This is a genomic window from Stappia indica, from assembly GCF_009789575.1.
Classification (GTDB): Bacteria; Pseudomonadota; Alphaproteobacteria; order Rhizobiales; family Stappiaceae; genus Stappia; species Stappia indica_A.
This window is the reverse complement of record NZ_CP046908.1, coordinates 3520950-3545607: the sequence shown is the minus strand read 5'-3', so window position 1 is coordinate 3545607 and position 24658 is coordinate 3520950. Positions and strand designations below refer to the sequence as shown.

Annotated in this window: 25 protein-coding genes; 14 read left to right on the top strand and 11 right to left on the bottom strand. The window is 68.6% G+C overall.

Going from position 1 to position 24658, the window contains the following annotated elements; translation table 11 throughout:
- Positions 1 to 3: 3 nt before the first annotated feature.
- A complete protein-coding gene (locus GH266_RS16575; protein ID WP_067223802.1) occupies positions 4 to 294 on the bottom strand; it encodes a hypothetical protein in 291 nt (96 codons plus the stop codon).
- A gap of 216 nt (positions 295 to 510) precedes the next feature.
- On the opposite strand from GH266_RS16575, the gene GH266_RS16570 reads away from it, so the two are divergent.
- From GH266_RS16570 to GH266_RS16550, 5 genes are all read left to right on the top strand, one after another.
- A complete protein-coding gene (locus GH266_RS16570; RefSeq protein ID WP_158194813.1) occupies positions 511 to 1329 on the top strand; it encodes a potassium channel family protein in 819 nt (272 codons plus the stop codon).
- 199 nt (positions 1330 to 1528) lie between these two features.
- On the top strand, positions 1529 to 2935 hold the full coding sequence (locus tag GH266_RS16565; protein WP_158194812.1) for a cytochrome ubiquinol oxidase subunit I: 1407 nt from the start codon (positions 1529 to 1531) through the stop codon (positions 2933 to 2935).
- A 4-nt stretch (positions 2936 to 2939) separates the two neighbouring features.
- Positions 2940 to 3947: a cytochrome d ubiquinol oxidase subunit II gene (gene cydB / locus GH266_RS16560; protein ID WP_158194811.1), complete on the top strand. Its 1008-nt coding sequence runs from the start codon at positions 2940 to 2942 to the stop codon at positions 3945 to 3947.
- Positions 3947 to 4069, top strand: coding sequence for a DUF2474 family protein (locus GH266_RS16555; RefSeq protein WP_158194810.1), 123 nt, complete (start codon positions 3947 to 3949; stop codon positions 4067 to 4069). The genes cydB and GH266_RS16555 overlap by 1 nt, the downstream gene beginning before the upstream one ends.
- A gap of 172 nt (positions 4070 to 4241) precedes the next feature.
- Positions 4242 to 5099, top strand: a complete 858-nt coding sequence (locus tag GH266_RS16550) for a CE1 family esterase (RefSeq protein ID WP_209001471.1) — start codon at positions 4242 to 4244, stop codon at positions 5097 to 5099.
- 35 nt (positions 5100 to 5134) lie between these two features.
- On the opposite strand, the gene GH266_RS16545 is transcribed toward GH266_RS16550, so the two are convergent.
- Together GH266_RS16545 and GH266_RS16540 are read right to left on the bottom strand one after the other, a co-directional pair.
- Positions 5135 to 6403, bottom strand: coding sequence for an OpgC family protein (locus GH266_RS16545; protein ID WP_158196258.1), 1269 nt, complete (start codon positions 6401 to 6403; stop codon positions 5135 to 5137).
- Positions 6404 to 6548: 145 nt separating this feature from the next.
- A complete protein-coding gene (locus GH266_RS16540) occupies positions 6549 to 7931 on the bottom strand; it encodes a tetratricopeptide repeat protein (protein WP_158194809.1) in 1383 nt (460 codons plus the stop codon).
- Between the two features lie 277 nt (positions 7932 to 8208).
- Between GH266_RS16540 and GH266_RS16535 the strand changes: the two genes are divergently transcribed.
- Positions 8209 to 9369, top strand: a complete 1161-nt coding sequence (locus GH266_RS16535) for a YeeE/YedE family protein (RefSeq protein ID WP_158194808.1) — start codon at positions 8209 to 8211, stop codon at positions 9367 to 9369.
- 99 nt (positions 9370 to 9468) lie between these two features.
- Here the strand turns inward: GH266_RS16535 and GH266_RS16530 are convergent, their stop codons facing one another.
- From GH266_RS16530 to mdoH, 6 genes are all read right to left on the bottom strand, one after another.
- Positions 9469 to 9657, bottom strand: coding sequence for a helix-turn-helix transcriptional regulator (locus GH266_RS16530; protein WP_067223784.1), 189 nt, complete (start codon positions 9655 to 9657; stop codon positions 9469 to 9471).
- On the bottom strand, positions 9654 to 10049 hold the full coding sequence (locus GH266_RS16525) for a hypothetical protein (protein WP_158194807.1): 396 nt from the start codon (positions 10047 to 10049) through the stop codon (positions 9654 to 9656). Before GH266_RS16525 ends, GH266_RS16530 begins: the two co-directional genes overlap by 4 nt.
- A gap of 96 nt (positions 10050 to 10145) precedes the next feature.
- Entirely contained in the window at positions 10146 to 11777 is a 1632-nt protein-coding gene (locus GH266_RS16520; protein ID WP_158194806.1) for a thiamine pyrophosphate-binding protein, read from the bottom strand.
- On the bottom strand, positions 11774 to 13066 hold the full coding sequence (locus tag GH266_RS16515; protein WP_158194805.1) for a CaiB/BaiF CoA transferase family protein: 1293 nt from the start codon (positions 13064 to 13066) through the stop codon (positions 11774 to 11776). Before GH266_RS16515 ends, GH266_RS16520 begins: the two co-directional genes overlap by 4 nt.
- Before the next feature lie 43 nt (positions 13067 to 13109).
- On the bottom strand, positions 13110 to 13604 hold the full coding sequence (locus GH266_RS16510) for a hypothetical protein (RefSeq protein WP_158194804.1): 495 nt from the start codon (positions 13602 to 13604) through the stop codon (positions 13110 to 13112).
- A gap of 158 nt (positions 13605 to 13762) precedes the next feature.
- Positions 13763 to 15655: a glucans biosynthesis glucosyltransferase MdoH gene (gene mdoH, locus GH266_RS16505; protein WP_158194803.1), complete on the bottom strand. Its 1893-nt coding sequence runs from the start codon at positions 15653 to 15655 to the stop codon at positions 13763 to 13765.
- A gap of 90 nt (positions 15656 to 15745) precedes the next feature.
- Here mdoH and GH266_RS16500 point away from each other — a divergent pair, with 90 nt between their 5' ends.
- From GH266_RS16500 to GH266_RS16485, 4 genes are all read left to right on the top strand, one after another.
- Positions 15746 to 16792, top strand: coding sequence for a zinc-dependent alcohol dehydrogenase (locus GH266_RS16500; RefSeq protein WP_209001470.1), 1047 nt, complete (start codon positions 15746 to 15748; stop codon positions 16790 to 16792).
- A gap of 112 nt (positions 16793 to 16904) precedes the next feature.
- The gene (locus GH266_RS16495; protein ID WP_158194802.1) at positions 16905 to 17303 is read left to right on the top strand and encodes a 6-pyruvoyl trahydropterin synthase family protein; all 399 of its coding nucleotides are present in this window, start codon (positions 16905 to 16907) and stop codon (positions 17301 to 17303) included.
- Complete coding sequence (locus GH266_RS16490; protein WP_158194801.1) at positions 17303 to 18373, top strand: glycosyltransferase family 4 protein; 1071 nt, start codon at positions 17303 to 17305, stop codon at positions 18371 to 18373. Before GH266_RS16495 ends, GH266_RS16490 begins: the two co-directional genes overlap by 1 nt.
- Positions 18370 to 19185, top strand: coding sequence for a small ribosomal subunit Rsm22 family protein (locus GH266_RS16485; RefSeq protein WP_158194800.1), 816 nt, complete (start codon positions 18370 to 18372; stop codon positions 19183 to 19185). Before GH266_RS16490 ends, GH266_RS16485 begins: the two co-directional genes overlap by 4 nt.
- A gap of 13 nt (positions 19186 to 19198) precedes the next feature.
- Here the strand turns inward: GH266_RS16485 and GH266_RS16480 are convergent, their stop codons facing one another.
- On the bottom strand, positions 19199 to 19489 hold the full coding sequence (locus GH266_RS16480; RefSeq protein ID WP_158194799.1) for a PilZ domain-containing protein: 291 nt from the start codon (positions 19487 to 19489) through the stop codon (positions 19199 to 19201).
- A gap of 157 nt (positions 19490 to 19646) precedes the next feature.
- Positions 19647 to 20852: a 3-oxoadipyl-CoA thiolase gene (gene pcaF, locus GH266_RS16475; RefSeq protein ID WP_158194798.1), complete on the bottom strand. Its 1206-nt coding sequence runs from the start codon at positions 20850 to 20852 to the stop codon at positions 19647 to 19649.
- Positions 20853 to 21266: 414 nt separating this feature from the next.
- Between pcaF and GH266_RS16470 the strand changes: the two genes are divergently transcribed.
- Genes GH266_RS16470 through GH266_RS16455 form a run of 4 tightly spaced genes read left to right on the top strand, consistent with a single transcriptional unit; the run spans position 21267 to position 24640 of the window.
- A complete protein-coding gene (locus GH266_RS16470; RefSeq protein ID WP_425329545.1) occupies positions 21267 to 21524 on the top strand; it encodes an acyl carrier protein in 258 nt (85 codons plus the stop codon).
- Positions 21524 to 22705 (top strand): acyl-CoA dehydrogenase family protein, encoded by a 1182-nt coding sequence (locus tag GH266_RS16465; protein ID WP_158194797.1) that lies wholly within the window; start codon positions 21524 to 21526, stop codon positions 22703 to 22705. Before GH266_RS16470 ends, GH266_RS16465 begins: the two co-directional genes overlap by 1 nt.
- A 13-nt stretch (positions 22706 to 22718) precedes the next feature.
- Positions 22719 to 23630 carry an amino acid--[acyl-carrier-protein] ligase gene (locus GH266_RS16460; RefSeq protein WP_158194796.1) on the top strand — a complete coding sequence of 304 codons (912 nt, stop codon included), beginning with the start codon at positions 22719 to 22721 and terminating at the stop codon, positions 23628 to 23630.
- A gap of 2 nt (positions 23631 to 23632) precedes the next feature.
- The gene (locus GH266_RS16455; RefSeq protein ID WP_158194795.1) at positions 23633 to 24640 is read left to right on the top strand and encodes a DUF1839 family protein; all 1008 of its coding nucleotides are present in this window, start codon (positions 23633 to 23635) and stop codon (positions 24638 to 24640) included.
- Positions 24641 to 24658: the final 18 nt, after the last annotated feature.

The window sequence follows — 24658 nt, the reverse complement described above, 5'->3', positions numbered from 1 at the left end:
CGCTCACTCGGCGGCGAGCGGGCTTTCGGCGGCGATCCGCTCTTCCAGATATTGCGCGATGCTGGTGGCGACCGCATGCAGGCGGCGCAGTTCCGCCTCGCGGCGGGTGGCGGCCAGCACCTCGCACGGGCTGCCGCTGCGCGCACCGTTGCCGAAGCGTCCGGTCCCGCGCACGATGAAACGATAGGCGGCACCGTCCGGAGACTTCGGCGTGTGCAGGATGTCGCCGACATGCTGCTCGGCAAAGCGCAGGCTGTCGTTCAAGGTCGGCAGGGACTGGACAAAGGCGGACATGACGCTCCCCGGAAAAAACCTTGCGGCAGGTCGAGCCGGCCGCTGCTGAAATGGTTAACGAAATCTTGCTCCGATTCGCATTGGAGTCCAAAGCCCGAATATCGGCGGGGGATGCAAGCGCCCCCGAGACCCGTCCGCACACGCGATGGGCGCAGGACGGCCGGGCGCGGCCGGGCCCGATTGACCGCGCCGGGAACCGCTGCGCATGATCGCGCCATGACCGCCGAGACACGCCCCGACGCAGAGCCGCAGGACCCGCCGTTCACCCGTTTCCGCTCCGCCGTGCGCCGGCTCTATTTCGGCAGTTCGGCCCGCTCCCGGCGCTGGCGGATGGGGCTGCTGGTCTTCGACTTTCTCGCCATCTCCTATTTCTTCGCCTCGATCCTGTTCGGCCTCAACGGAACGGACCACCGGCTCGACTACATCATCGGCGCGGTGATGCTGGCGGACTACCTGCTGCGGCTGGCCGCCGCAAACCGGCCGCTGCGCGCCATGGGCAGCTTCATGGCGCTGGCCGATGCGGTGGTGATCGTCTCGCTGTTCGCCAGTGCCGTGGTGGAAGGGCTGGCGATGCTGCTGGTCCTGCGCATGCTGCGGCTGCTGCGCTCCTACCACCTGATCCGCGAGCTGCAGGGGCACATGCCCTTCTTCCGCCGCAACGAGCAGGTGATCCAGGCCTTGGTCAACCTGACGGTGTTCATCTTCGTGGTCTCGGCCGCGGTGCATGTGCTGGAAAAGGGCCGCAACCCGGGCATCAACACGTTTCTCGACGCGCTCTACTTCACGGTGACGACGCTGACGACGACCGGGTTCGGCGACATCATCATGACCGACGCGTACGGACGGCTGCTGACCATCCTCATCATGATCGTCGGCGTCGGGCTGTTCCTGCGGCTGGTCCAGACGATCTTCCGGCCGCTCAAGGTCGCCCACAAATGCCCCGAATGCGGCCTGAACCGGCACGATCCGGACGCCGTCCACTGCAAGCACTGCGGCATTTCGCTCAACATCCCGACAGAGGGCGACTGGCGCTGAAACAGCCGGAAAACGGTCATTTCCCGCGCCGGGGGTTGCCAGCGCGCAAGGCTCGGGCTTCAATCGGTCGCATGGCCAAGCCTCGGCGGACGCGCAACTTTCCCCCGCAAGGGATCCGCCCGCCCGCACCTGCCGGGGCGCATACCAGCGGAACGAGCAAGGGTCGCGGCGGCCCGGCCAGACCCGCGAAGGAGCCAGCATGATGGACTTTTCCGCAATCGACCTGGCGCGCTTCCAGTTCGCCTTCACCGTGTCGTTCCACATCATCTTCCCCTCCTTCACCATCGGCCTTGCCAGTTACCTGATGGTGCTGGAGGGCCTGTGGCTGGCGACGCGGCGGGAGGTCTATCTCCAGCTCTTCAAGTACTGGCTGAAGATCTTCGCCGTCGCCTTCGGCATGGGCGTCGTCTCGGGCATCGTGATGACCTACCAGTTCGGCACCAACTGGTCGGTGTTCTCCGACAAGACCGGGCCGGTTCTGGGCCCGCTGATGGGCTACGAGGTGCTGTCCGCCTTCTTCCTGGAGGCCGGCTTCCTCGGCATCATGCTGTTCGGGCTCAACCGGGTGGGGCCGCGGCTGCATTTCATGGCAACCGCGATGGTCGCCTTCGGCACGGCGCTGTCGGGCTTCTGGATCCTGTCGGTGAACAGCTGGATGCAGACGCCGGCCGGCCATGCGATCAACGAGGCCGGCCAGTTCATCCCCGAAAACTGGTTCGAGATCGTCTTCAACCCCTCCTTCCCCTATCGCTTCGTCCACATGATGCTGGCCGCCTATCTGACCACCGCCTTCGTCGTCGGCGCGGTCGGTGCCTGGCACCTGCTCAAGGAACGCGGCAACGAGGGCGCGAAGGTGATGCTGTCCATGGCGATGTGGATGGCGGCGCTGGTGACGCCGGTGCAGATCATGGCCGGCGACATGCACGGGCTGAACACGCTGGAGCACCAGCCGGCCAAGATCGCCGCGATGGAAGGCCATTTCGAGGGCGAGGCCGGCGCGCCGCTGATCCTGTTCGGCATTCCCGACATGGAGGCGGCGGAGACGCATTACCGGGTCGAGGTGCCCAAGCTCGGCAGCCTGATCCTCACCCATTCGCTCGACGGGCGGGTGCCGGGGCTGAAGGACTTCCCGCGCGAGGACTGGCCGAATGCCACGATCGTCTTCTTCTCCTTCCGCGTGATGGTCGGCATCGGCTTCCTGATGCTGGGCATCGGCATGTGGAGCCTCTACCTGCGCTGGCGCGGACGGCTGGCCGACACGCCGCTGTTCCACCGCGCGGTCCTGCTGATGGGGCCGACCGGCTTCATCGCGGTGCTGGCGGGCTGGATTACCACCGAGGTCGGCCGCCAGCCCTATACAGTCTACGGATTGCTGCGCACCAGCGACAGCATCTCGCCGGTCGATGCGCCGGCGGTGGCGACCTCGCTGCTGGTGTTCATCGTGGTCTATTTCATCGTCTTCGGCATCGGCACCGGCTACATCCTGAAAGCCATGGGCATGCGGCCTGGCGGGGATGCGCAAGGGCCGCAAAAGGGCGAGCCGACCCGCGCGGCCGGCGTGACGCCCGCCCCTGCCTATGCAGACGAACCCAAGCCGGCGGAGTAGAGCCATGATCTTCGACCTCGCCCTCATCTGGGCCCTGCTGATCGCCACCGCCGTGTTCCTGTACGTGGTGCTGGACGGCTTCGACCTCGGCCTCGGCATCCTGTTCCCCACCGCCCGCTCCAAGACCGAGCGCGACGTGATGATGAACTCCGTCGCGCCGGTATGGGACGGCAACGAGACCTGGCTGGTGCTGGGCGGCGGCGGGCTCTATGCGGTCTTCCCGCTGGCCTATGCGGTGCTGATGCCCGCCCTCTACGTGCCGATCATGGCGATGCTGTTCGGCCTGATCTTCCGCGGCGTCGTCTTCGAATTCCGCTTCAAGGCGCGCCCCGAGCGGCAATGGGTGTGGGATGTCGCCTTCTTCCTCGGCTCGCTGACGGCGGCGCTGGCGCAGGGCATCGCGCTCGGCGCCATCATCCAGGGCATCGACGTGGAAGGACGCGCCTATGCCGGCGGCTGGCTCGACTGGCTGACGCCGTTCTCCCTGATGACCGGCCTTGCCGTCGTGATCGGCTATGCGCTGCTCGGCGCCACCTGGCTGGTGTGGAAATGCGAAGGGCCGATGCAGGAGCATTTCCGCGACAAGGCGAAGGTGCTCGGCGGACTTCTGCTGGCGATGATCGCGGTGGTCAGCCTGTGGACGCCGGCGCTGCACCCGCAATTCGCCGCGCGCTGGTTCGAGTTCCCGCAGATCTTCTACACCGCGCCGGTGCCGCTGCTGGTGCTGGGGCTGGCCGTGCTGCTGTTCTCCAGCCTGCGCTCGACCCGCGACGGGTTGCCGTTCCTGGCGAGCCTCGGGCTCTTCCTCGTCACCTTCGCCGGGCTCGGCGTCAGCCTGTTCCCCTATGTGGTGCCGACCTCGATCACCATCTGGCAGGCGGCCGCGCCCGACAGCTCGCTCCTGTTCCTGCTTGCCGGGGCGGTGGTGCTGATCCCGATGATCCTGGCCTATACCGCCTATGCCTACTGGGTGTTCCGCGGCAAGGTGCGGCCCGACGAGGGCTATCACTGATGACGCGGGACGGGTCCGAGCGGCCGCTCTACCAGCGGCTCGCCTGGTTCGCCGGGCTGTGGCTGGCGGGCGTCGCGACGCTGTTCGTGATCGCCAGCATCATCCGCTGGGCGATCCTCTAGTCGCTCTTACGCTGCCGGGTGAGACATATTCGAAACTCGCCGCAGCAGGTCGGGCGGCGACCTTCACCGAAGCGTGAGGGGAACCGCGCAGGACACGCTTGCCGGGAACCGCGGGACGGGCCCATGCTGGATCCCTGATCCGTCATGCATTCCGTTTTCCCGGGAGCTGCCGATGTCCTGTCCCACCTCTTTCGCCCCTGCCTTGCCCTCGCTCGCCGCCGCCATGCTCGCCGGCCTGTGGCTGGCGTCGTCCCCGGCCCTTGCCGCCGGCAGTGCGCCCGGCTGCGGCAGCGACACGCCCTGCGCCATCGAAGGGGGCGAATATCGCATCCTCCTGCCGCAAGGAGCGCCGCCGAAGGGGGCGATCGTCTTCCTGCACGGATGGCGCGGCTCGGCCGAGGCGGAGATGCGCAACGGAGCCTGGGCGCGGCTTGCCGAACGGCTGGGCGTTGCCTTCGTCGCTCCGCAAGGGGAAGGCGGAACCTGGTCCTATCCCGGCGCGCCGCGGCAGCTGCGCGACGAATTCGCCTTCTTCCGGGCTCTGGCCGCCGATCTGAAGACCCGCTTCGGCATTGCCGGCGAGAAGACCGTGCTGACCGGCTTTTCGATGGGCGGATCGATGGCGTGGAACGTCGCCTGCCGCGAGGGCGAGCTCTTCGCCGGCTATGTGGCGGTGGCCGGCGCCTTCTGGGACCCGGTACCGCAGGCCTGCCCCTCGCCCCTGCCGATGCTGGTGCATGTGCACGGCACGGCGGACCGGACGGTGCCGCTGGAGGGACGGGCCATCGGCGAGCACTGGCGCCAGTCGGACGTCGCCAAGAGCCTTGCCCTGTGGCAGCGGCAGGCGGGGCTTGCGGCCAAATTTCCGCAAGGCGCGCCGGCGCAAGGGCTCTCCTGCCAGCTGCAGGAGGCACGCGACGGCCCCGGCCTGCTGGAAGTGTGCCTGCATGCGGGTGGGCACAGCATCCGCGCCGAATGGGTGGAACAGGGCTGGCAGCTGATCGCGCAGCGGCGCGGCTGGCCCGGCTGAGGCGGAGCGTCCGCGCCGCCCCAACCGGCCCGATCTCAGCTCGTGGTCGCTGCCGGTTGCACGGCGCGCGCGGCCGGGCTGCGCTCGCTCCTGGCCGAGCCGCCGTCGGAGGACTTAGGACCCGGACCGGACTTTCCGGCAGGCGGGCGCCGCCAGGGCTGCTTCTTGTACCAGGACACCAGATAGGCGACGGCGATCAGGCCGGCAAAGCCGGCGATATTGGCCAGGAACTCGGCCAGCGGATCGCCGCGGCCCCAGGCCATGTCGCGCAAGATGCCGATGGCCTGGGCCAGCACGAGGCTGGCGAGGAAGACGGCGAGCGACTGCTGGCCGACCTTCTGCACCACGTTGACGACGCGGCCCCAGAGATTTTCCGCAAGCAGCCGCGACCCGCCCGCGCCCACCGCCACCCAGGCAAGATAGGCGAGCGCCAGGAAATGCAGATAGCGGAAGGCGCCGAAGGTGCTCTTGTCCCAAAGCGGCGTGATCGCATCGCGGGCGGCGAGCAGCGCCGGCACCTCGTTGTAGGCGACGTGCCAGGCAAAGGGCACGGAGGCCAGCAAGACGGCCGCCGACAAGCCGATCAGCGCGGCCGAGACCGGCGGGGCCGGGATCCAGCCGCGCATGAAGGCGAAGCCGGTGAAGAAGACGAGCTGCCAGGCGAAGGGATTGAAGAACCAGGCCCGGTCCGACCAGGGCTCGGCCGGCAGGTCGAAGAGGCCCTGTCCGGCGGCCAGCCAAAGCCCCGCCATCAGCGCGAAGACGGCCCATCTCGACAGGCGCGAGGCGGCCAGCATCACCGGCATCAGGGCGAGGATGACGATATACATCGGCAGGATGTCGAAATAGTTCGGCACATAGGTGAGCGTCAGCAGGCCGGGCAGCGTGTCCTGCGTCTGTTCGAAGAAGGGCCACAGGTTGAGCGAGGCGACATAATCCTGCGTCAGGCCGCAGCACTCGGCCAGATAGCCGCTTTGCTGGATCCACACGAGACCGGCGGCGATGACCAGGAACTGGCAGACATGGGCGAAATAAACCTGCCAGATCCGGTGGCCGGTGCGCGCGACGCCCATCAGCCAGCCGTGCTGGTCGAAGACCTTGCCGAAGGCGAGCGCCGAGGCCATGCCCGAGCAGAAGACGAAGATCTCCGTCGCATCGGAAAAGCCGAACCGGGCCGGGATCCATAGCGTCCAGGTGTTTTCCGGCAGATGCGCGACGAAGATGATGAACATGCCGAGGCCGCGAAAGAAATCGAGCCTTGGATCGCGCGGACGCGGAGGGCTGAGGGCCGGCGAGACATGCATGTTCACGAGCAGACGATCCTCTTGATGCCGCCGGCGAGCCTGCCTGCGGGGCGGTTCTTTCACCCGCCGATCATGGCCCAATGAGGGCAGACCTCCCCCAGGCATGCCTGCCTGCACCGAATTCGCGCGGGTCTTGCCGTGCCGTTCAGGCCGGAATGGCCCGCAAGGCCTCGTCCTGCATGAGCCGGGTGGCCAGGCGCATCCGCTCGGCCCGCTCGAAGCGAACTTCCGCGAAACGGTCGAGCCCGCCGCGAAGGGTAACGCGCTCGCGCAGCAATCGTTCCGCCTCCAGGCACAGGCCCGCGCGCAAGGCCGCCTCGATGGCCAGCCGCTCGAACACATCGCGCTGCGCGTGGCTGCCGCCGATGCGGAAAAGCTGCGGGCGGGCGCGGTCGAGATGGCGGAAGGCGGAGAAGTAGTTGCCGCGCGCCCAGGCCTCCAGGCCGAGCACGGCGGGCATGCCGGCGGCGGCGGCGATGCGGCCCATGTCGGTCTCCTCGCCGGCATGGGCGCCCATGGAGGCGATCAGCGCATCGGCGGCATCGCGCCGGTCGCCGCCTTCCAGCGACAGCATGTAATGAAGATCGGCGAAGATGTTGCAGCGGTCGTCGACCCGCGCCTCGGCAAGGCGGGCGAGCTCGTCCCAGCGGCCGCCGACATTGACGCCCTCGATCTCCAGCCGCACCAGGAGCGAGGCGGCATTGGAGATGTCGCGATAATCGTCGGTGCGCTCGGCACGGATCTCCTCATCGTAGAGTTCCAGCACGCGGGAGACGTCGCCGCGCTCCAGATACATCAGCGCCAGATGCCACCAGACGTGAAAGCGGAAATTGTTGCAGTGGGAGAAGGCGGCCGTGTTGGCCTCCAGCCAGGCGCGCCCGTCCTCCACCCGCGCGGTCATGTCGTAGACATGGGCGACCGCATGCAGGCCCCAGGCATCGTCCGGCGCAAGGGCGACGGCCTCGCGGCCGACACGCTCGGCCAGCGCATAGTCGCCCGTCTCCTCCAGCGCGAAAGCCTGGCAGCCGAGAAAATAGCCGCGCTCGGGATGATCGGGCGCGAAGGCATGCTCGACGCCGGCCAGCGAGCGGCGCATGCCGGCGGCATCGCCCAGCACGAAGCGGATGGCATGAACGAGCTTCATCAGCAGCGGATCGGCCGGATGGTCGGCAAGGGCCGCATCCAGCCGGGCACCCGCGCGGGCGGGATGGCCGGCAAGCCAGTCCCCCAGCGCATTGACCACGGCCGCCTCGCGCGGGCTCACCCCGACGGCGGCGGAGGCGGTGCGTGCCCGCTCCAGGTCCTCGGCGGCGACGGCGACCATTTCGCGCCGGCCGAGCAGCATGCAGAAAAGGCCGTGGACGGCGTGGCAGAGCGCGAAGTCGGGCGCAAGGCGCAGCGTCTCGGCAACGAGGTCCGGCGTTGCCCGGCCATGGGCGAGAAAGGCGCGCACCGCCCCGCGCCAGGGCTGCAATGCGCCGGCATCGGAAAGGGTGAGCGGGTAGCCATAGGCGTCGGTAATCGTCATCTCGTCGCATCCTGCCGGCGGCCTTGCAGCCGCCTGCCGCGGACCGGCGAAGAGGAGCCGGGCAGCGGACATGGGTCCTGTCAGCCCCTGAAGTTTCCCGCCGGCTCCGATGACAAGCAAAACACAAAAGCTTGCGGCCGGCGTGTACTCCGCTCCCCGATCAAGGGATGTATCTTCCAAAGAAGGCGAAACCGCGAAACCGGATTTGCGCGCAGGCGCCCTGCCGAGGAACGCGGTACCTTTCGCAACAGGCCGCTCCCGCGCTAGATGAGTGACCATGACAAGCCTTGCCCAAACCCTCTCAGGCCCCAACCGCAACGTGCTGGCGATTTCGCTCGCCGGCCTTGCAACCGTCGCGGTCCTCGCCGCCAATACCAGCGGCTGGCGGCTCGGTGCCGCCGTCGTGATCGGCGGCTTCGCCGGTCTTGCGCTCTATCACGCCAGCTTCGGCTTCACCGCGGCCTGGCGCCGGCTGGTGACGGAAAAGCGCGGCGGCGGATTGCGCGCGCAGTTCCTGCTGATCCTGCTGACCTCGGCCGTCTCCTTCCCGCTGATCGCCTGGGGCGCCGCCTTCGGCATGCCGACCGGCGGCTTCGTGTTTCCCTTCGGCATTGCGGCTGCCATCGGCGCCTTCGCCTTCGGCGTCGGCATGCAGCTCGGCGGCGGCTGCGCCTCCGGCACGCTGTTCACCGCAGGCGGCGGCTCGACCCGCATGATGGTGACGCTGGCCGCCTTCATCGCCGGATCGGTCGCCGCGACTCCGCACATGCACCTGTGGGGCCAGTTGCCGAAGCTGCCGGCGGTCTCGCTGGTGAGCGAGTTCGGCCCGCTCGGCGCCTATGCCGCGACCGCCGCGGTGCTGGCGCTGATCGCGCTGTGGAGCGTGCGGATGGAAAAGCGCGCCCATGGCAGCCTTGCCGAGCCGCGCGCCACGGTGTCCTACCTGACCGGCCCCTGGTCGCTGGTGGCCGGCGCCGTCGCCATCGCGCTGGTCGGCATCGCCACCTTCATCGTGCTCGGCCGCCCCTGGGGCATCACATCGGGCTTCGCGCTGTGGGGCGCCAAGATCCTGCAGGGCCTCGGCGTGACCGTCACCGACTGGCCGTACTGGCAGTGGCAGAAGGGCGCGCTGGAGGCCTCGGTCTTCGCCGACGCGACCTCGGTGATGAATTTCGGCATCCTGTTCGGCGCGATGGCGGCAGCAGCGCTCGCCAGCAAATATGCGCCGGTGTGGAAGCTGTCGGGCCGCGACCTTGCGACCGCGATCCTCGGCGGCCTGTTGATGGGCTACGGCGCAAGGCTCGCCTATGGCTGCAACATCGGCGCCTATCTCGGCGGCATCGCCTCCGGCTCGCTGCACGGCTGGCTGTGGCTGGTCTTCGGCTTCATGGGAAGCCTGGTCGGCACCCGCCTGCGCCTGAAGCTCGGCATGGGCTGAGACGGGCGGGACAACATCGACACAAGGGCCGGGACGCGGAAACGCATCCCGGCTGTTTGCGTTTCAGGCAAGGCCGGTCCCTGACATCGGGGGCAGGCATCAGGGCTGGAAGACATCCTCGATGGCGACGCCGAACAGGCGGGCGATGCGGAAGGCGAGCGGCAGGCTGGGGTCGTAACGGCCGCGCTCCAGGGCGTTCACCGTCTGGCGCGAGACATCCAGCTGCTCGGCAAGGTCCGCCTGGGACCATTTGCGCGCGGCCCGCAGCTCCTGGATGCAGTTCTTCATCGGTAGCGCCACTGGGCAAGGAAGGTCCCGGCCGCCCAGAAGCCGCACATCAGCGGCAGGACCACGAAGAGCGACACTTTCGGAAACCCGACATTCTCCAGGAACCCGTAGCTGAAGGTCGCCAGCGCTGTCGCGGCGACGGACATGGAGAGAGCCTCGAGCTGGATGGCCCGATGCATCTCGTCCATGCCGCGGATGAGCCGGACGATACAAAAGCACAAGGCGATGACGGGAATGACCGGGCTGAGCGATACGGCAAGCTCGGCTGCCCGCCCCTCGACACCATGCGCGAGCAGGCGCAGCGAAACGACAAGAACGATCACATAGGCGGCAAAGGCCACGAAACAGGGGATCGCGCGGCGAAGAGTGAGAGACGCGTTTCGCTTGTCCATGACGGTTCCTTTTGTAAAGCGTGCTTTACATTCGTCGCCGCACCCAAGAATGTCAAGCACGCTTTACATTTTCAAGACCGCCTCTCCCGGAGCGGTTCAGAACTTGCCGTCATAGGCGCGCCGGCCGATGCGGCAGGCAAGCAGGGTGTAGGTGTTGCGGGAGAGCGCGGCGGCCGCCTCGCGGGCGAGCGTTGCCGCATCGTCCACCCACACGCCATGGCCGCCGAGCGCGCGGGCAAGCGCGGGGAAATCGGTGCCGGCAAAGTCGACGCCGACATTGGGGCGCTGGCTGGCGCGCTGCTTCAGCTCGATGAGGGCGAGGCTCTCGTCGACCAGAACGCAGACCAGAACCGGTAGACCGAGGTCGCGCAAGGTGGCAAGCTCGCCGAGCCCCATCTCCAGCCCCGCATCGCCGACGAAGACGACGACCGGACGCTCCGGCTCGGCGATGGCGTGGCCGATGCCGAGCGGCAGGGCGCAGGCCATGGTGCACAGGGCCGAGGACTGCAACATGGCGCGCGGAAAGCCGGCGCGCCAGATCTGCGAAACGAGGATGCGATGGGCGCCGCTGTCGGCGGTCGCCACCGTCTCGGCCGGCAGGACATCGCGCAGGGTATGGAAGACGGCGGCCGGCCCCCAGCCGGAGGGCTCGGGCGCGAACTGGGCGGCGAGCGCTGTGCGCGCGGCCGCAATCTCCCCGTCCGGCCAGGTGGCACGCGGGGCGAGCCCCTCGCCCAAGGCGGCAAGCGCCGGCGCAACGCCGCAGGGCAGAATATGGCGGACGGCATGCATGCCGTGCCGGCGCGGGCTCGCAGCGACTTCCACCACCGGCGCATCGGCTGGCCACGGGTTTCGCCAGTTGATGCGCATCTCGATCGGATCGTAGCCGAGGAGCAGGACGCAGTCGGAGGCCGCAAGCAACGGCAGCAGCTGCGCGTCGGCACGCGGCGACAGACCCGCACCGCCGAGAGCCAGCAGGTCGGCCTCGTCGAGCAGGCCCTTGGCCTTGTAGCTGGTAATGAGCGGCACGTTATGGGCCCGGCAGAAGGCGGCGACGGCCGCGCCCGCATCCTCGTTGACCGCATCGACGCCGGCGATGGCGATGGGCCGCTCGGCACCTGCCAGCAGCGCGCGGGCCGCCTCCAGCGAAGGGCCGGCCGGAGCAAGATCGCGCGGCGAGACGCGCTGCGGCAGAGGGTGCAGCCCCTCCTCGCAGGCGCCTTCCGCGATGCCGATGGGCACGTCGACATGGACCGGGCCGGGCTGGCCGTCCAGGGCGGTGAGGATCGCCTTGTCCATCATCGCGCCCAGCGCGCCGGGGGCGGCGCGGAAGCTCGCCTTGACCACCGGGCGCAGCAAGGCGCCATGATCGAAAACCTGGTGGGTGTAGGTTTCCGCCTCGCGGGCATCGACGCAGCCGGTCAGGAAGACGAGCGGCACCCGGTCCTGCAGCGCGTTGGCGACCACATTGACCGCATTGGCAACGCCGGGACCGAGCGTGGCGAGCAGGACGGCGGGCGCCTCGCGTCCGGCGCGGGCCTGCGCATGCCAGACACCCTCGCCCATGAAGCCGCCGGCATTCTCGTGCTTGACCAGCTGGAAGGCGATGCCCGCCGCCTCCAGCGCGCCCATCAAGGCCAGCACCTCGCCGCCCGGCATGCCGAAGGCGTGGGTGCAGCCGGCCTGCCGCAGCTTGGCGGCGATGAAATCCGCTCCCGTCCCGCTCATTCCGTCTCCGCCAGTGCGATGGCGCCGCGTGCCGCCAGCGCCCGGATGCCAGTGTCGTCCTCGCCGAGCCATTCGGCCAGCGCCTCGACGCCGCCCTCGCCGAGGCGCGGCGGGGCATGGCGATAGGTGACCGGGGTGCGCGAGAGCTTCAGCGGGTTGCCGATCAGCGACACGTGTCCGTCGCGACCCAAGGGGTGCTCCATCTCGATGCGCATGCCGCGATGGACGACCTGCGGATCGGCGAAGACCTCGCCGACATCGTTGATCGGGCCGCAGGGCACGCCGACCGCCTCCAGCGCGGCGATCCAGTCGGCGCGGTCGCGCGTTGCCGTCAGCCGCTCGATCTCGGGCTCCAGCTCCAGCCGGTTGCGCACCCGGTCGGCATTGCGGGCAAAGCGCGGGTCGCTGGCAAGCTCCGGCCGGCCTGCCACCTCGCAGAAGCGGGCGAATTGCGCATCGTTGCCGACGGCGAGGATGAAGGAGCCGTCGCGCGCCGGATAGGCGTTGTAGGGCACGATGGTGGGATGGGCATTGCCCCGGCGCGGCGGCACGTTGCCGTCGGTGAGGCAGGCGACGCCCTGGTTGATCAGCCAGGCGACCTGCGTGTCGAACAGCGCGATGTCGAGATGCTGGCCCTCGCCGGTGGCGCTGCGGTGATGCAGCGCGGCGAGAATGGCGCTGGAGGCATACATGCCGCACATGACGTCGGCGATGCCGACGCCGGCCTTGGTCTGCTCGCCGCCCTCCGCATCCGGCCGGCCGGTGAGCGACATCAGCCCGCCCATGCCCTGGATGAGAAAGTCGTAGCCGGCCCGGTGGGCATAGGGCCCGTCCTGGCCGAAGCCGGAGATCGAGCAATAGACGAGGCCGGGATTTTCCGCCGACAGCGCCTCGTAGCCGAGGCCGCGGCGGGCAAGGTCGCCGACCTTGAAATTCTCCACCAGCACATCGGCGCAGCGCGCCAGCCGGCGCACCAGGGCAATGCCCTCCTCGCTCGACAGATCGACGGCGAGCGAGCGCTTGTTGCGGTTGGAAGAGAGGTAATAGGCGCTCTCGCGGGTCTCGTTGCCGTCCGCATCGCGCAGGAAGGGCGGCCCCCAGCCGCGGGTGTCGTCGCCGCTGTCGGGCCGCTCGATCTTGACGACGTCGGCGCCGAGATCGCCGAGCAGCTGGGTGGCGGTGGGGCCGGCAAGGATGCGCGACAGGTCGAGCACCTTCACCCCGGCAAGCGGCCCCCTGCCGCCCGGGCGCGGTGCGGCAGAAGCAGAAGCGGTATCGGACGACGTCATTTCACCTCGTGACAGACTAGCGGGTGACCGGAACGGCGGCGGCTCATGCCGGCATCCGCCAGCGCACCACGATACCGACGACCAGCCCGAACAGCAGGTGACCGATGAGCGAGGCCCAGGTCAAGGTGATGAAGTTCAGGAAGGGCGGCAGGCCGGCGAAGAGATGCGCCATGATGTAGAGCGCGAAGATCCACAGGCCGACGCCATAGCCCAGCGCCACGACGGGCCAGGGCAGGAACGGCAGGAACCGGTCGGCGATGGGCTTTGCGATGAAGAGATAGCCGAGCGGGTAGAAGACCACGCCGACGACGAGGTGGATCGCCTCGGCAAGGGCGAAGCTGCTGAAGCCGAAGACCGACTGGACGAGCGCTGCCGGCTGCAGCGGACCGCCGACCCACAGCGGCGTGATCACCCGCGCCCAGAACTCCCAGGTACCGTCGGCGAGCACGCCGGCGATGAGAGCGGTGACAAGGGTCGCCAGGGTGAGCGGCGGAAAGAAGCTGGCAGCGGCGGCGGCCGGAGCGGCATGAGATTGCATGACATCTGTCTCCCGTGGCCGGACGATGCGCCCGGCGGCGAGGACCAAGGTGCCGCAAAGGCCCGATCCGCTCAAATCAACGGCCCGCGACAGGGCGTGCACGGCGGATCACCGCGGCGCGAGGCCGGAGTGATCCGCCGGGGACGCGAAAGCCAGGCTCAGCCGTCGGCGCGGGCGAGATCCGGCGCCATGCCGCCATGCGCTCCGCCGAAGGAGACGCCGAGCGAGGCATGGGCGGGAAGCCGCAGCGGCAGCAGGCACTCGGCCGGCACGACCTCCTCCGGCAGACGCCACAGATGCGAGGCAAGCGCCAGACGGCCGGCGGCCTCGCCCGAACTCAGGCGGGCCAGCGGAACGGCGAGAGCCGGGCCGAGAATGACCGGCAGCAGCGGCCAGATCAGGTCCGGGGTGAAGGCGAAGGCCCACACGAAGCCGGCCAGGCCGAACAGGGTCTGCGGCCACAGCTTGGAGGCGCACAGGCCGAGCGGCAGGGTGCGGTTGTCGCGGATCTGCGCACCCCAGCCGATGGCCTTGCCGAAGGGCAGGCCGGCGACGAAGAGCGTGACGGCAACCGCGATGATCGGCGCCATCAGCATGGAGAAGACCAGCTCGGTCACCCAGCTTGCCGTAACGCGCAGGCCCCCGCCGAAAGCGGCGCGCAGCTTGCTGTCGGCAAGGATGTCGAAGAAGGTGGAGATCTTCGGCGCGAAGATCATCGTCATGACGATGACGAAAAGCGCGAAGCCCGCCGTCAGGTCGAAACGGATCAGCTCGCCGCTGCCCAAGGCCACCAGAACCGCGCCGGTCGCCATGAAGGTCAGCCAGGCCGGGGCGGACACGAACATCAGGATCGCCAGGAACAGCTGGATGCGGCTGACCGGCTTGAGGTCCGGCAGGCCGAGCAGCTTGATGTACTGGAGATTGCCCTGGCACCAGCGCAGCTCGCGGCGGATGAACTCCAGCATGTTGGGCGGGTTCTCCTCGAAGCTCTCGCCCTCGACGGGAAGCACGCGCACCTCGTAGCCGGCGCGGCGCATCAGGACGGCCTCGACCTGGTCGTGGCTCAGCACCCAGCCGGAGAGCGGGCCCTTGCCCGGCAGCTTCGGCAGATGACAGTGCTCCGCGAAGGGTGCCACCCGGAGGATCGCGTTGTGGCCCCAATAGGGACCGCAATCGCCCTGCCACCAGGCGCTGCCCAGCGTGTAGGAGCGCATGCCGAGGCGCATGCCGAACTGGAAGATGCGGGCAAAGGCGCTGGTGGTCGGCATGCCGACGACCAGCGTCTGCAGAATGCCGACGCGCGGGTTTGCGTCCATGCGCGCGACCATGTCGAGCATCGTGTTGGCCGACATGAAGCTGTCGGCATCGAGCACGATGGCATAGTCATGCGCGGCGCCCCAGCGGTCGAGGAAGTCGCGGATGTTGCCGGCCTTGAAGCCGGGGTTCTCCGACCGGCGACGGTAGAGCACCGGCAGGCGGCCCTCCCAGCGCGCGGCCAGTTCGGCAAAGGCGCGCTCCTCGCGGTCGGCGATCTCCTCGACATTGGTGTCGCTGAGGACATAGAGCGTGAAGCCGGCGGAGCGGCCCGAGCGCACCAGGTCCGCCGCCATCGCATCGAGCGAGGCGGCGACACCGTCCACATCCTCGTTGCGGATGCAGGAGAGGATGGCGGTCGACGACGCGCTGTCGCGGGCGGCATCGCCCGGACGCAGGGTCGAGACGGCGGCGAGCGGGTCGCGCGACAGGCGCATGACCGACAGGCCGATCACCGCATTCCAGAAGCCGATTGCCGTCCACGGCAAGGTCAGCAGGAAGCAGGCGATCATCAGCCACTCGGCCCATGTGATGCCGCCGTCGCCGGAAAAGGCGAGGCCCAGCAGCGCGGTCAAACCGGCCATGGTGGCAAGCACGAGGGTGGCGAAAACGGCGCGCCGACGCGCGAGCCTTGCGGCATCTGCGGGCGCGGCCTGGTGAAGGTCCGGGGACGGCGCAACGACGCCGTTGCCGGAGGAATCCGGTGTGAGGTAAGTCGGCAACCTGCTCTGAAACATGAAACACAACCTCGTAAACAGATGGTCGGCGATAGCGGATGCCCAGCCCCGTCTGTTGCGCTATACGTTGCCCCGGACTAAGGAGGATTTGTGACGCAGCGCAGCATGCCGAATAAATTTTCTTGCAACGCACAAGCACTCTGGACCACGGGTCCGGAGACGCTGGAACTGCGCCTGCAGGAAGTACGGAGGCCGGCTGAAGACGAGGTGCTGGTGCGCACCTTGTGGAGCGGCGTGAGCCTTGGAACCGAGCGGCTTGTGTTCACCGGAGCGGTGCCGGAAAGCGAATGGCAGCGCATGCGCGCGCCGTTCCAGGAGGGGGATTTCCCCTTCCCGGTGAAGTATGGCTACGCCTGTGTCGGCGAAATCGTCGAGGGCGATCCGGCGCGAACCGGCGAAACCGTTTTCGTTCTTCATCCTCATCAAACTCGCTTCGCCGTTTCCGGTTCCGCCGCCGTGCCGATTCCTGACGGCGTGCCCGCGCTGCGGGCGATCCTGGCGGCCAACATAGAGACCGCGCTCAACGGGTTATGGGACGGCGGCGCCTCACCGGGAGATCACGTTGCCGTGGTCGGCGGCGGGGTCGTCGGGCTGCTGGTCGCCTATCTGGCCGCCCGACTGCCCGGCACACGGGTGACGGTCGTCGACACGGATCCGGCGAAGGAAACCTGCGCCCGCGCGCTCGGCGCGGGGTTCGCACTGCCCGGCGAAGCGCCGCCCGACCAGGATCTCGTCTTCCACACCAGCGGCCACCCCTCCGGCCTCGACACCGCACTTTCCCTGGCCGGACGCGAGGCGAAGGTGGTGGAGATGAGCTGGTACGGCGCCAAGCCCGTCACCGCGCATCTGGGCGGCAGCTTCCACAGCCGGCGGCTGACGCTGCGTTCCAGCCAGGTCGGCAGCTTGCCGCCGGACCGGCAGGCGCGCTGGACCTATCGCCGGCGCATGGAGACGGCCCTGTCACTTCTGCGTGACCCGGCGCTCGACGTGCTGATCTCGCCGCCGATTTCCATCGAGGAGGCGCCCGTCCGGCTGCCGGAGATCTTTGCCGGCCGGGTTCCGGTGCTGGCGCAGCCGATCCGCCACGGGGCGGAAAACGACGTGAAAAACAACGGCGAGACGGCCGCTGCGCCCTGATGTCGGCGCAATTTGACGTCACATGCGCGCCGCACCGACCCGGACGCGGCCGTCTTGCGTATCGACACCAGCCCTCCCGCCTCCGCCCGGTTCCAACAGGAGATCCCGACACATGCACGCCGTCGAAGTCCGCGACCACATCATGATCGCCCATTCGTTCAAGGGCGACGTCTTCGGCCCCGCGCAGCAGCTGCACGGTGCGACCTTCGTCGTCGATGCCGCGTTCTTTTCGCAGGAGCTCGACGAGAACGGCATCGTCATCGACATCGGCCGCGCCCATGAGGTGCTCAAGGAGACGTTGACGCCGCTGAACTACCGCAATCTCGACGACGTGCCGGAGTTCAAGGGCAAGAACACCACCACCGAGTTCCTGAGCCGCCACATCTTCGACGCGCTGGCACGGGCCGCGCGCGAGAACCGGCTCGGGCGTCCGGGCAGCGAGCTCGCCTCGATCCGCGTGACGCTGCACGAGTCCCATGCCGCACGGGCCTGGTACGAAGGCAAGATCTGATGACGGCCGCAGCCCGGCTCACCTTTCTGTATCCGGGCCGGCTGGAGACGCCGACCGGCGGCTATGTCTATGACCGCGAGCTGCTTGCGGCCCTGGCCGCCATCGGCGTCGAGGCGACCGCGCTGACGCTCGGCGAGGGCTACCCTGCGCCCTCGCCGGCCACGCTTGAAGCCGGCGAACGCCTGCTCTCCGGCCTTGCCGACGGCGAGGTCGTGATGATCGACGGGCTGGCCTTCGGCGTGATGGACGCGATCGCCGCCCCGCATGCTCAGCGGCTGCGGCTGATCGCGCTGGTGCACCATCCCCTGGCCCACGAGAGCGACATTCCCGCAGACCGGGCGGCGGAACTGCATGTCAGCGAGCGCCGCGCGCTGGCGCTGGCGCGCCATGTGGTGACGACGAGCCAGGCAACCGCGGCCGCCGTCGCCGCCGAATTCGGCATGGCCCGCGAGCGCGTGAGCGTGCTGGAGCCCGGCCTCGTCCTGCCGCCGCCGCACACGCGGCGCAACCGGCAGGCGGGCGATCCGTTCCGCCTGTTGTGCGTCGGCTCGCTGGTGCCGCGCAAGGATCACCCGACGCTGCTGGCGGCGCTTGCCGGCCTGCGCGACACGCGGATCACGCTGGACATCGCCGGCAGCGACAAGCTCGACGCGGCTCACGCGAGCCGTGTGCGTGCGGAGATCGACCGGCTCGGCCTGTCGCGGCAGGTGCGCCTGCACGGGGCGCTGCCGAAGGCGGCGCTCGAGGCGCTCTACGCCGAGGCGGATGCTTTCGCGCTGACGACGCTCTACGAGGGCTACGGCATGGCCTTCGTCGAGGCGATGGCGCATGGCCTTCCCCTCATTGCGACCGGAGCCGGCGCGGTACGCGACACCGTTCCTAGCGCTGCCGGCATCCTGTGCGAGGCCGGCGATGCGGCGGCCGTGGGCGCGGCGATGCGGCAGCTGGCGGACGATCCGCAGCGCACCAAAACCATGGCACAGGCGGCACGCGCCCATGCGCAGGGCCTGCCGGGCTGGCAGGACCAGGCCCGGCGGCTCGCCGCCCTGATTGCGGAGATTGGACGATGAGCGGCTTTTCCGGCGACTGGCTTTCGGCGCGCGAACCGGCGGACCTGCGGGCGCGCAACGCGGCCGTGCGCGAGGCCTTTCTCGATCACCTCGAGGCACGCGCCCGCAAGAAGGGCGACGCGCTGGTAATCCTCGACCTTGGCGCGGGAACCGGCGCGACCATGCGCGCGCTGCACCCGCATTTGCGCTTTGCCACCAGCTGGCGGCTGGCCGAGCACGACCCGGCGCTGATGGCGCTGGCCCGCGAGATGGCCGAACGCGACGGGCTGGCGGCCGAGATCGTCGCCGCGGACCTTGCGCCGGGGCTCCCGGCCGAGCTGCTGTCCGGGATCGATGCGGTGACGACCTCCGCGTTTCTCGACCTCGTCTCGGCGGGCTGGATCGACGGGTTGGCCGAGACGCTGGCCGGGCGCGGCCTGCCGTTCCTTGCCATGCTGACCTATGACGGACGGCAGTCGCTGGAGCCGGCGCATCCGTTCGACGAGACGGTGCGCGGCGGGATGCTGGCACATCAGGGCAGCGACAAGGGCTTCGGCCCGGCGCTCGGACCGAAGGCGCATGCCCATGCGGCGGCGGCCTTCCGCAAGGCGGGCCTGCATGTCGAGGAGGGGGCGGCCGACTGGGAAGCCCTGGCCGGCGAGAGCGCCTTTCAGACGATGCTGGTGGAGGGCTGGGCGCAGGCGGCACGCGAGACCGGCGCGGATGCGGCAGACGTGGAGGCGTGGCTTTCGCTGCGGCTGGAGCAGATCCGCTCAGGCGAACTGGTGACCCGGGTCGGCCATTTCGACCTCGCCGCCCTCCCCGCCAGCTAGGGACCAGCCAGGATCAGGTCAGGTTCTTCAGCCAGGTCAGGGGCTCGGAAAACTCCACCCCCATGAGGTTGCCGTCCTGCCAGATGACCTTGACCGGGGTGCGGATGTTCTCGGGAAGGAAGATGAGGTCGACGGCCTCGCTGCGGGTCAGCGGCGTTTCCAGCTTCAGCCGGGCGCCATGGGCGGAAAGATTGACGATCCGGCAGTCGATGCCGAAACCGCCCTTGCCCTCCAGAACGAGTCGCCCCTGCTTGAGAGTCCTGACCCGGCTGCTGCGCCGGGCCTCGTCCTCGCCCTCTGCCATATCGATCTCCACATTCCGGCTGCGGCGAAAGGCGCCGCAGTCTGCCCCAGTTCCGGAACCACGCTGCGGTTGTCCGCCTGCGGACCACCGAACGTCAAGAGATCTCGGGAAACTTTTCCCGCGCCATTTTCGCCCCTGCAGGGCGTAACGGGCGGCGTCAGGCGCGCTCGATGGCGCAGGCGATGCCCTGACCGACGCCGATGCACATGGTGGCAAGCGCGCGAGCCTTGCCGCGCTCGACCAGCTCCAGCGCGGCCGTGCCGACGATGCGCGCGCCCGACATGCCGAGCGGATGGCCGAGCGCGATGGCCCCGCCATTCGGATTGACGTGGGCAGCATCGTCCGCCAGTCCCAGCTCGCGCATCACCGCCAGCCCCTGGGCCGCGAAGGCCTCGTTCAGCTCGACGACGTCGAAATCCGCAATCGACAGGCCGAGCAGCGCCATCAGCTTGCGCGTCGCCGGCACCGGACCGATGCCCATGACGCGCGGCGGCACGCCCGCCGCCGCACCGCCAATGATGCGGGCGATCGGCGTCAGGCCATAGGCCTTCACCGCCTCTTCGGAGGCGATCAGCAGCGCGGCGGCGCCGTCATTGACGCCGGAGGCATTGCCGGCCGTCACCGACCCACCCTGGCGGAACGGGGTCGGCAGCTTGGCGAGCTTCTCGGCGGTGGTGCCGGCGCGCGGATGCTCGTCGCGCTCGACGACGACGGGATCGCCCTTGCGCTGCGGAATGGTGACCGGGACGATTTCGCGGCCAAGACGGCCGTTCTCCTGGGCCGCGACGGCGCGGTCCTGCGAGCGGGCGGCGAAGGCATCCTGGTCGGCGCGCACGATGTTGTAGTCCGTGGCGACGTTTTCCGCCGTCTCGGGCATGGAATCGATGCCGTATTGCGCCTTCATCACGGGATTGACGAAGCGCCAGCCGATGGTGGTGTCGTGGATCTCGGCATGTCGGGAAAAGGCGCTGTCGGCCTTGGGCAGGACGAAGGGCGCGCGGGACATGCTCTCCACGCCGCCGGCGATCATCAGATCGGCCTCGCCGGTGCGGATGGCGCGCGCGGCCATGATCACCGCATCCATGCCCGAGCCGCACAGGCGGTTGACCGTGGTGCCGGGCACCTCGACCGGCAGGCCGGCAAGAAGCGCTGCCATGCGCGCAACATTGCGGTTGTCCTCGCCCGCCTGGTTGGCGCAGCCGTAGATCACGTCGTCGACGCGCGCCCAGTCGACGCCGCCATTGCGCGCGACCAGGGCGCGGATCGGCACGGCACCGAGATCGTCCGCCCGCACCGAAGACAACGCACCGCCGAAGCGGCCGATCGGCGTGCGGACATAGTCGACGATATAGGCATTGCGCATCAAAGACCTCCCTGGTCCGCCCGGACCGTTATTGCCGGCGTCTTTTTCCCCGCCCCGCAGGCGGGCGTCAACGCCCCTCGTCGGCATATAATAATTGATCGACCGGACGGTCAATTAAAACAGCGGTGCAGGACGGGAGCCCTGCGGAGACCCGCTCGCCCCGATGCCAGACCGGACATGCGGCTGCATGCGCCGGTCTCGCCACCGACAGGCGGGGCGCCGCTCGGGGCCCGCTGAAAACTTTCAGACTTGCCTGCTCACTGCTTGTCGCAATTTCGCATTAACCTTAATCATTTTCGCGATCATGGATGTATTTACATTTAGATATTTTCAATGCGGGCATGAGATACCACGTGAAACAGCGTCGTTTCAGGCGTAAAAGCATCCAGGCGTCACATTTACAGGAGTTTCACAATGTCGATCATCGAAGATGTGCGCAAGATCATCGCCAGCCATGGGAAGCTGCCGGGGGATGTCGCCACGCTTGCCGACGACGCGGACCTGTATGCCGCGGGCCTGTCGTCCTTCGCCTCCGTGCAGCTGATGCTGGCGCTGGAGGAGCGGTTCGACATCGAATTCCCCGAGACCATGCTCAACCGCAAGACCTTCTCCAGCATCGGCGCGATCTCCTCGGCAGTGGCCGAGCTCGCACCGGACGAGCAGGTGGCGTGATGACCATGCTCGGCTCCGCAAAGGCCATGACGCTGTGCGAGCGCATGCGGCGGGTGGCAGCGATCGCCGCCACCCATGCGAATGCGGTCGACAACGCGGCGCGCTTCCCGCGCGAGGCGGTCGATGCGATGCGGCACGAACGGCTGCTGGGATGCCAGATCCCGGCAGAGCTGGGCGGCGACGGGGCGTCGGTCGCGGAGATTTCCGAGCTTTGCGCCATTCTCGGTCAGGCCTGCGCCGCGGCCGCGATGGTCTTCGCCATGCACCAGATCAAGGTCTCGAGCCTGGTCAGCCACGGCGAGGAGGACGACTGGCACCGCGGCTTCATGGTCCGCGTCGCGGCCGAGCAGCTGCTGCTCGCCTCGGCAACGACGGAAGGGGGCATCGGCGGCAACCTGCGCAACTCGATCTGCGCGATCGAGGTGGACGGCGACACCTGCCGACTGCAGAAGGACGCCACCGTCATCTCCTACGGCACGGAAGCCGACGCCATCCTGATCACCTCGCGCGCGCATCCGCAAGCCGCCTCCAGCGACCAGGTGATGACCGTCTTCCTGAAGGACCAGTACACGCTCGAGCGCACCCATGTGTGGGACACGCTGGGCATGCGCGGCACCTGCTCCGACGGCTTCCTGTTCAAGGGCGAGGCGCCGGCAAAGCAGATCCTGCCCCGGCCCTTCGCCGAGATCGCGGCCCAGTCGATGCTCGCCCATTCGCACATCCTGTGGAGCGCGGTGTGGTACGGCATCGCCGCCGATGCCTTCGCCAAGGCGCAGGCCTTCGTGCGCGCCGCCGCCCGCCGCAGCCCCGACCAGGCGCCGCCCGGCGCCTTGCGCGTCGCCGAGGCCTCGGCCCTGCTGCAGGGCGTCAAGGCCAGCATCGTGGCCGCCATCGAGAAATACGACGCGGCGCGGCTGGACGAGGACAAGCTCTCGGCGATGAGCTTTGCCGTGGCGATGAACAACCTGAAGATCGCCAGCTCGCAGACGATCCTGTCGATCATCAATCACTGCATGCTGATCTGCGGCATCCTCGCCTACAAGAACGGCACGCCCTACAGCCTCGGCCGGCACCTGCGCGATGCGCATTCGGCCCAGCTGATGATTTCCAACGACCGCATTCTCGGCAACACGTCGACCATGCTGCTCGTGCACAAGCAGGACACCAGCCTTTACGGCTGATCGGGAGGGACCCATGGACATGCAGAGCTCGCTGCTCGACCGGCTGCTCGACGCCGGCCTGCTGATCGACACCGGCATCGACGGCCTCTACGGCCGCAGCGGCACGTTCGAGGACGTGATCGCACGCTTCGAGAAGCTGATCGACGCCCACGCGCCGGCCGACGCGCGGCCGGAGGTGATCCGCTTTCCGCCGGGCATGAACCGCAAGCATTTCGAAGGCTCCGGCTACATGAAGAGCTTCCCGCAGCTGGCCGGCACGGTGCACAGCTTCTGCGGCTGCGAGCTCGACCACATGAACCTCTTGCAGTGCATCGCCGAGGGCGGCGACTGGACGGAAGGGCAGAAGGCCACCGACGTGGTGCTGACGCCGGCCGCCTGCTACCCGCTCTATCCGGTGGTGGCCAAGCGCGGACCGCTGCCGGCCGGCGGCGGGCTGTTCGACCTGCAGTCCTACTGCTTCCGCCACGAGCCCTCCAAGGACCCGGCCCGCATGCAGCTGTTCCGCATGCGCGAGTTCGTGCGTATGGGCACGCCGGACCAGGTGATGGAGTTCCGCGAGGACTGGATGGAGCGCGGGCAGAAGCTGATCTCCGCCGTCGGCCTCGATGTCGAGCTGGACACGGCGAACGATCCGTTCTTCGGCCGCGCCGGCAAGATGATGGGCAACAGCCAGCGCGAGCAGAAGCTGAAGTTCGAGCTGCTGATCCCGGTGACCTCGTCGGCCAACAAGACCGCCTGCCTCAGCTTCAACTATCACCAGGACCATTTCGGCACGACCTGGGGCCTCACGACCGCCGACGGCGAAACGGCCCACACGGCCTGCGTCGGCTTCGGCCTGGAGCGGATCGCGCTCGCGCTCTTTGCCCGCCACGGGCTGGAGACGGCCGACTGGCCGGCGGACGTGCGCAAGGCGCTGTGGGGCTGACCATGCCCGCATTCGACAGGCTCGCCGCCCTTCGGGCCGACGGCTACCGGCCGCATTCCCTGCATGACGCAGGGCGGATGTGGCCGGAGACCAACTGCTATGTCGATCTGTGGATCGAGGTGCTGCATGCGCTCGGCCTGCCGGTGGAGGCGATGCTCGGCTTTGCCCTGACGCAGGATTTCGAGGGCGACCAGTTCACCTTCTTCAAGGTGCCGCTGGAGGATCTCGAGGCGCTCTACGGCATCCGCGCGACGGAACTGGCCGTCTACGAGCCGGTCGAGCGGCATGTGGCGACGCAGATCGCCCGCGGCCGGCTGTGCCTCGTCGAGGTGGACAGCTATTTCCTGCCCGACACGCAGGGCGTCAGCTACCGCATCGAGCACGGCAAGACGACGGTGGCGATCACCGCGCTGGACGAAGATGCCAAGCGCCTGCGCTACTTCCACAATGCCGGCTTCTTCGAGCTGGAAGGCGAGGACTTCGACGGCGTGTTCCAGCGCGGCGAACACGCCCAGCCCCTGCCCTTCCTGCCCTATACCGAATTCGCGAAATTCCCCGAGGCGGCGCCCGACACCGCCCCGGCCGGAAACCTGCGCGAGATCGCCTGGAAGCTGCTCGCCGGGCATCTGGCGCGGCGGCCGAAGGACAATCCCTTTGCCGCCTATGCATCTGGCTTCGCAGCCGAGATCGAGGCCCTGTCGGAGCGTCCCTTCGAGGCCTTCCACAAATACGCGTTCAACACGCTGCGCCAGGCGGGCGCCAATTTCGAGCTGGCGGCCAGCCATCTCGACTGGCTCGCCGAGGACGGCAGTCTTGCGGCGGAGGCGGAGGCTGCACGCGCCATCTCCGAGTGCTGCAAGACGCTGCAGTTCCAGCTGGCGAGGGCGCTGGCGCGCAAGCGCTTTGCCGGGCTCGGCGAGGCCCTGAACCCTGCGGCTGCGGCCTGGAACACGCTGATGACGGGGCTGGAAGAGAAACTTCCCTCCCGCCTGCGCACGCGCGCGGCGTGACGCCTTCGCCGCGCGGCC

What these genes read in the sequence shown, in the direction of transcription:
- GH266_RS16480 (WP_158194799.1), bottom strand. Translation starts at nt 19,489, where the DNA reads ATGGCAGAGGGCGAGGACGAGGCCCGGCGCAGCAGCCGGGTCAGGACT.
- GH266_RS16540 (WP_158194809.1), bottom strand. Translation starts at nt 7,931, where the DNA reads ATGACGATTACCGACGCCTATGGCTACCCGCTCACCCTTTCCGATGCC.
- GH266_RS16535 (WP_158194808.1), top strand. Translation starts at nt 8,209, where the DNA reads ATGACAAGCCTTGCCCAAACCCTCTCAGGCCCCAACCGCAACGTGCTG.
- GH266_RS16510 (WP_158194804.1), bottom strand. Translation starts at nt 13,604, where the DNA reads ATGCAATCTCATGCCGCTCCGGCCGCCGCCGCTGCCAGCTTCTTTCCG.
- GH266_RS16565 (WP_158194812.1), top strand. Translation starts at nt 1,529, where the DNA reads ATGATGGACTTTTCCGCAATCGACCTGGCGCGCTTCCAGTTCGCCTTC.
- GH266_RS16470 (WP_425329545.1), top strand. Translation starts at nt 21,267, where the DNA reads ATGTCGATCATCGAAGATGTGCGCAAGATCATCGCCAGCCATGGGAAG.
- GH266_RS16550 (WP_209001471.1), top strand. Translation starts at nt 4,242, where the DNA reads ATGTCCTGTCCCACCTCTTTCGCCCCTGCCTTGCCCTCGCTCGCCGCC.
- GH266_RS16555 (WP_158194810.1), top strand. Translation starts at nt 3,947, where the DNA reads ATGACGCGGGACGGGTCCGAGCGGCCGCTCTACCAGCGGCTCGCCTGG.
- cydB (WP_158194811.1), top strand. Translation starts at nt 2,940, where the DNA reads ATGATCTTCGACCTCGCCCTCATCTGGGCCCTGCTGATCGCCACCGCC.
- GH266_RS16520 (WP_158194806.1), bottom strand. Translation starts at nt 11,777, where the DNA reads ATGAGCGGGACGGGAGCGGATTTCATCGCCGCCAAGCTGCGGCAGGCC.
- GH266_RS16570 (WP_158194813.1), top strand. Translation starts at nt 511, where the DNA reads ATGACCGCCGAGACACGCCCCGACGCAGAGCCGCAGGACCCGCCGTTC.
- GH266_RS16545 (WP_158196258.1), bottom strand. Translation starts at nt 6,403, where the DNA reads ATGCATGTCTCGCCGGCCCTCAGCCCTCCGCGTCCGCGCGATCCAAGG.
- GH266_RS16495 (WP_158194802.1), top strand. Translation starts at nt 16,905, where the DNA reads ATGCACGCCGTCGAAGTCCGCGACCACATCATGATCGCCCATTCGTTC.
- GH266_RS16490 (WP_158194801.1), top strand. Translation starts at nt 17,303, where the DNA reads ATGACGGCCGCAGCCCGGCTCACCTTTCTGTATCCGGGCCGGCTGGAG.
- GH266_RS16530 (WP_067223784.1), bottom strand. Translation starts at nt 9,657, where the DNA reads ATGAAGAACTGCATCCAGGAGCTGCGGGCCGCGCGCAAATGGTCCCAG.
- GH266_RS16485 (WP_158194800.1), top strand. Translation starts at nt 18,370, where the DNA reads ATGAGCGGCTTTTCCGGCGACTGGCTTTCGGCGCGCGAACCGGCGGAC.
- GH266_RS16515 (WP_158194805.1), bottom strand. Translation starts at nt 13,066, where the DNA reads ATGACGTCGTCCGATACCGCTTCTGCTTCTGCCGCACCGCGCCCGGGC.
- GH266_RS16465 (WP_158194797.1), top strand. Translation starts at nt 21,524, where the DNA reads ATGACCATGCTCGGCTCCGCAAAGGCCATGACGCTGTGCGAGCGCATG.
- GH266_RS16460 (WP_158194796.1), top strand. Translation starts at nt 22,719, where the DNA reads ATGGACATGCAGAGCTCGCTGCTCGACCGGCTGCTCGACGCCGGCCTG.
- GH266_RS16525 (WP_158194807.1), bottom strand. Translation starts at nt 10,049, where the DNA reads ATGGACAAGCGAAACGCGTCTCTCACTCTTCGCCGCGCGATCCCCTGT.
- GH266_RS16575 (WP_067223802.1), bottom strand. Translation starts at nt 294, where the DNA reads ATGTCCGCCTTTGTCCAGTCCCTGCCGACCTTGAACGACAGCCTGCGC.
- pcaF (WP_158194798.1), bottom strand. Translation starts at nt 20,852, where the DNA reads ATGCGCAATGCCTATATCGTCGACTATGTCCGCACGCCGATCGGCCGC.
- GH266_RS16455 (WP_158194795.1), top strand. Translation starts at nt 23,633, where the DNA reads ATGCCCGCATTCGACAGGCTCGCCGCCCTTCGGGCCGACGGCTACCGG.
- mdoH (WP_158194803.1), bottom strand. Translation starts at nt 15,655, where the DNA reads ATGTTTCAGAGCAGGTTGCCGACTTACCTCACACCGGATTCCTCCGGC.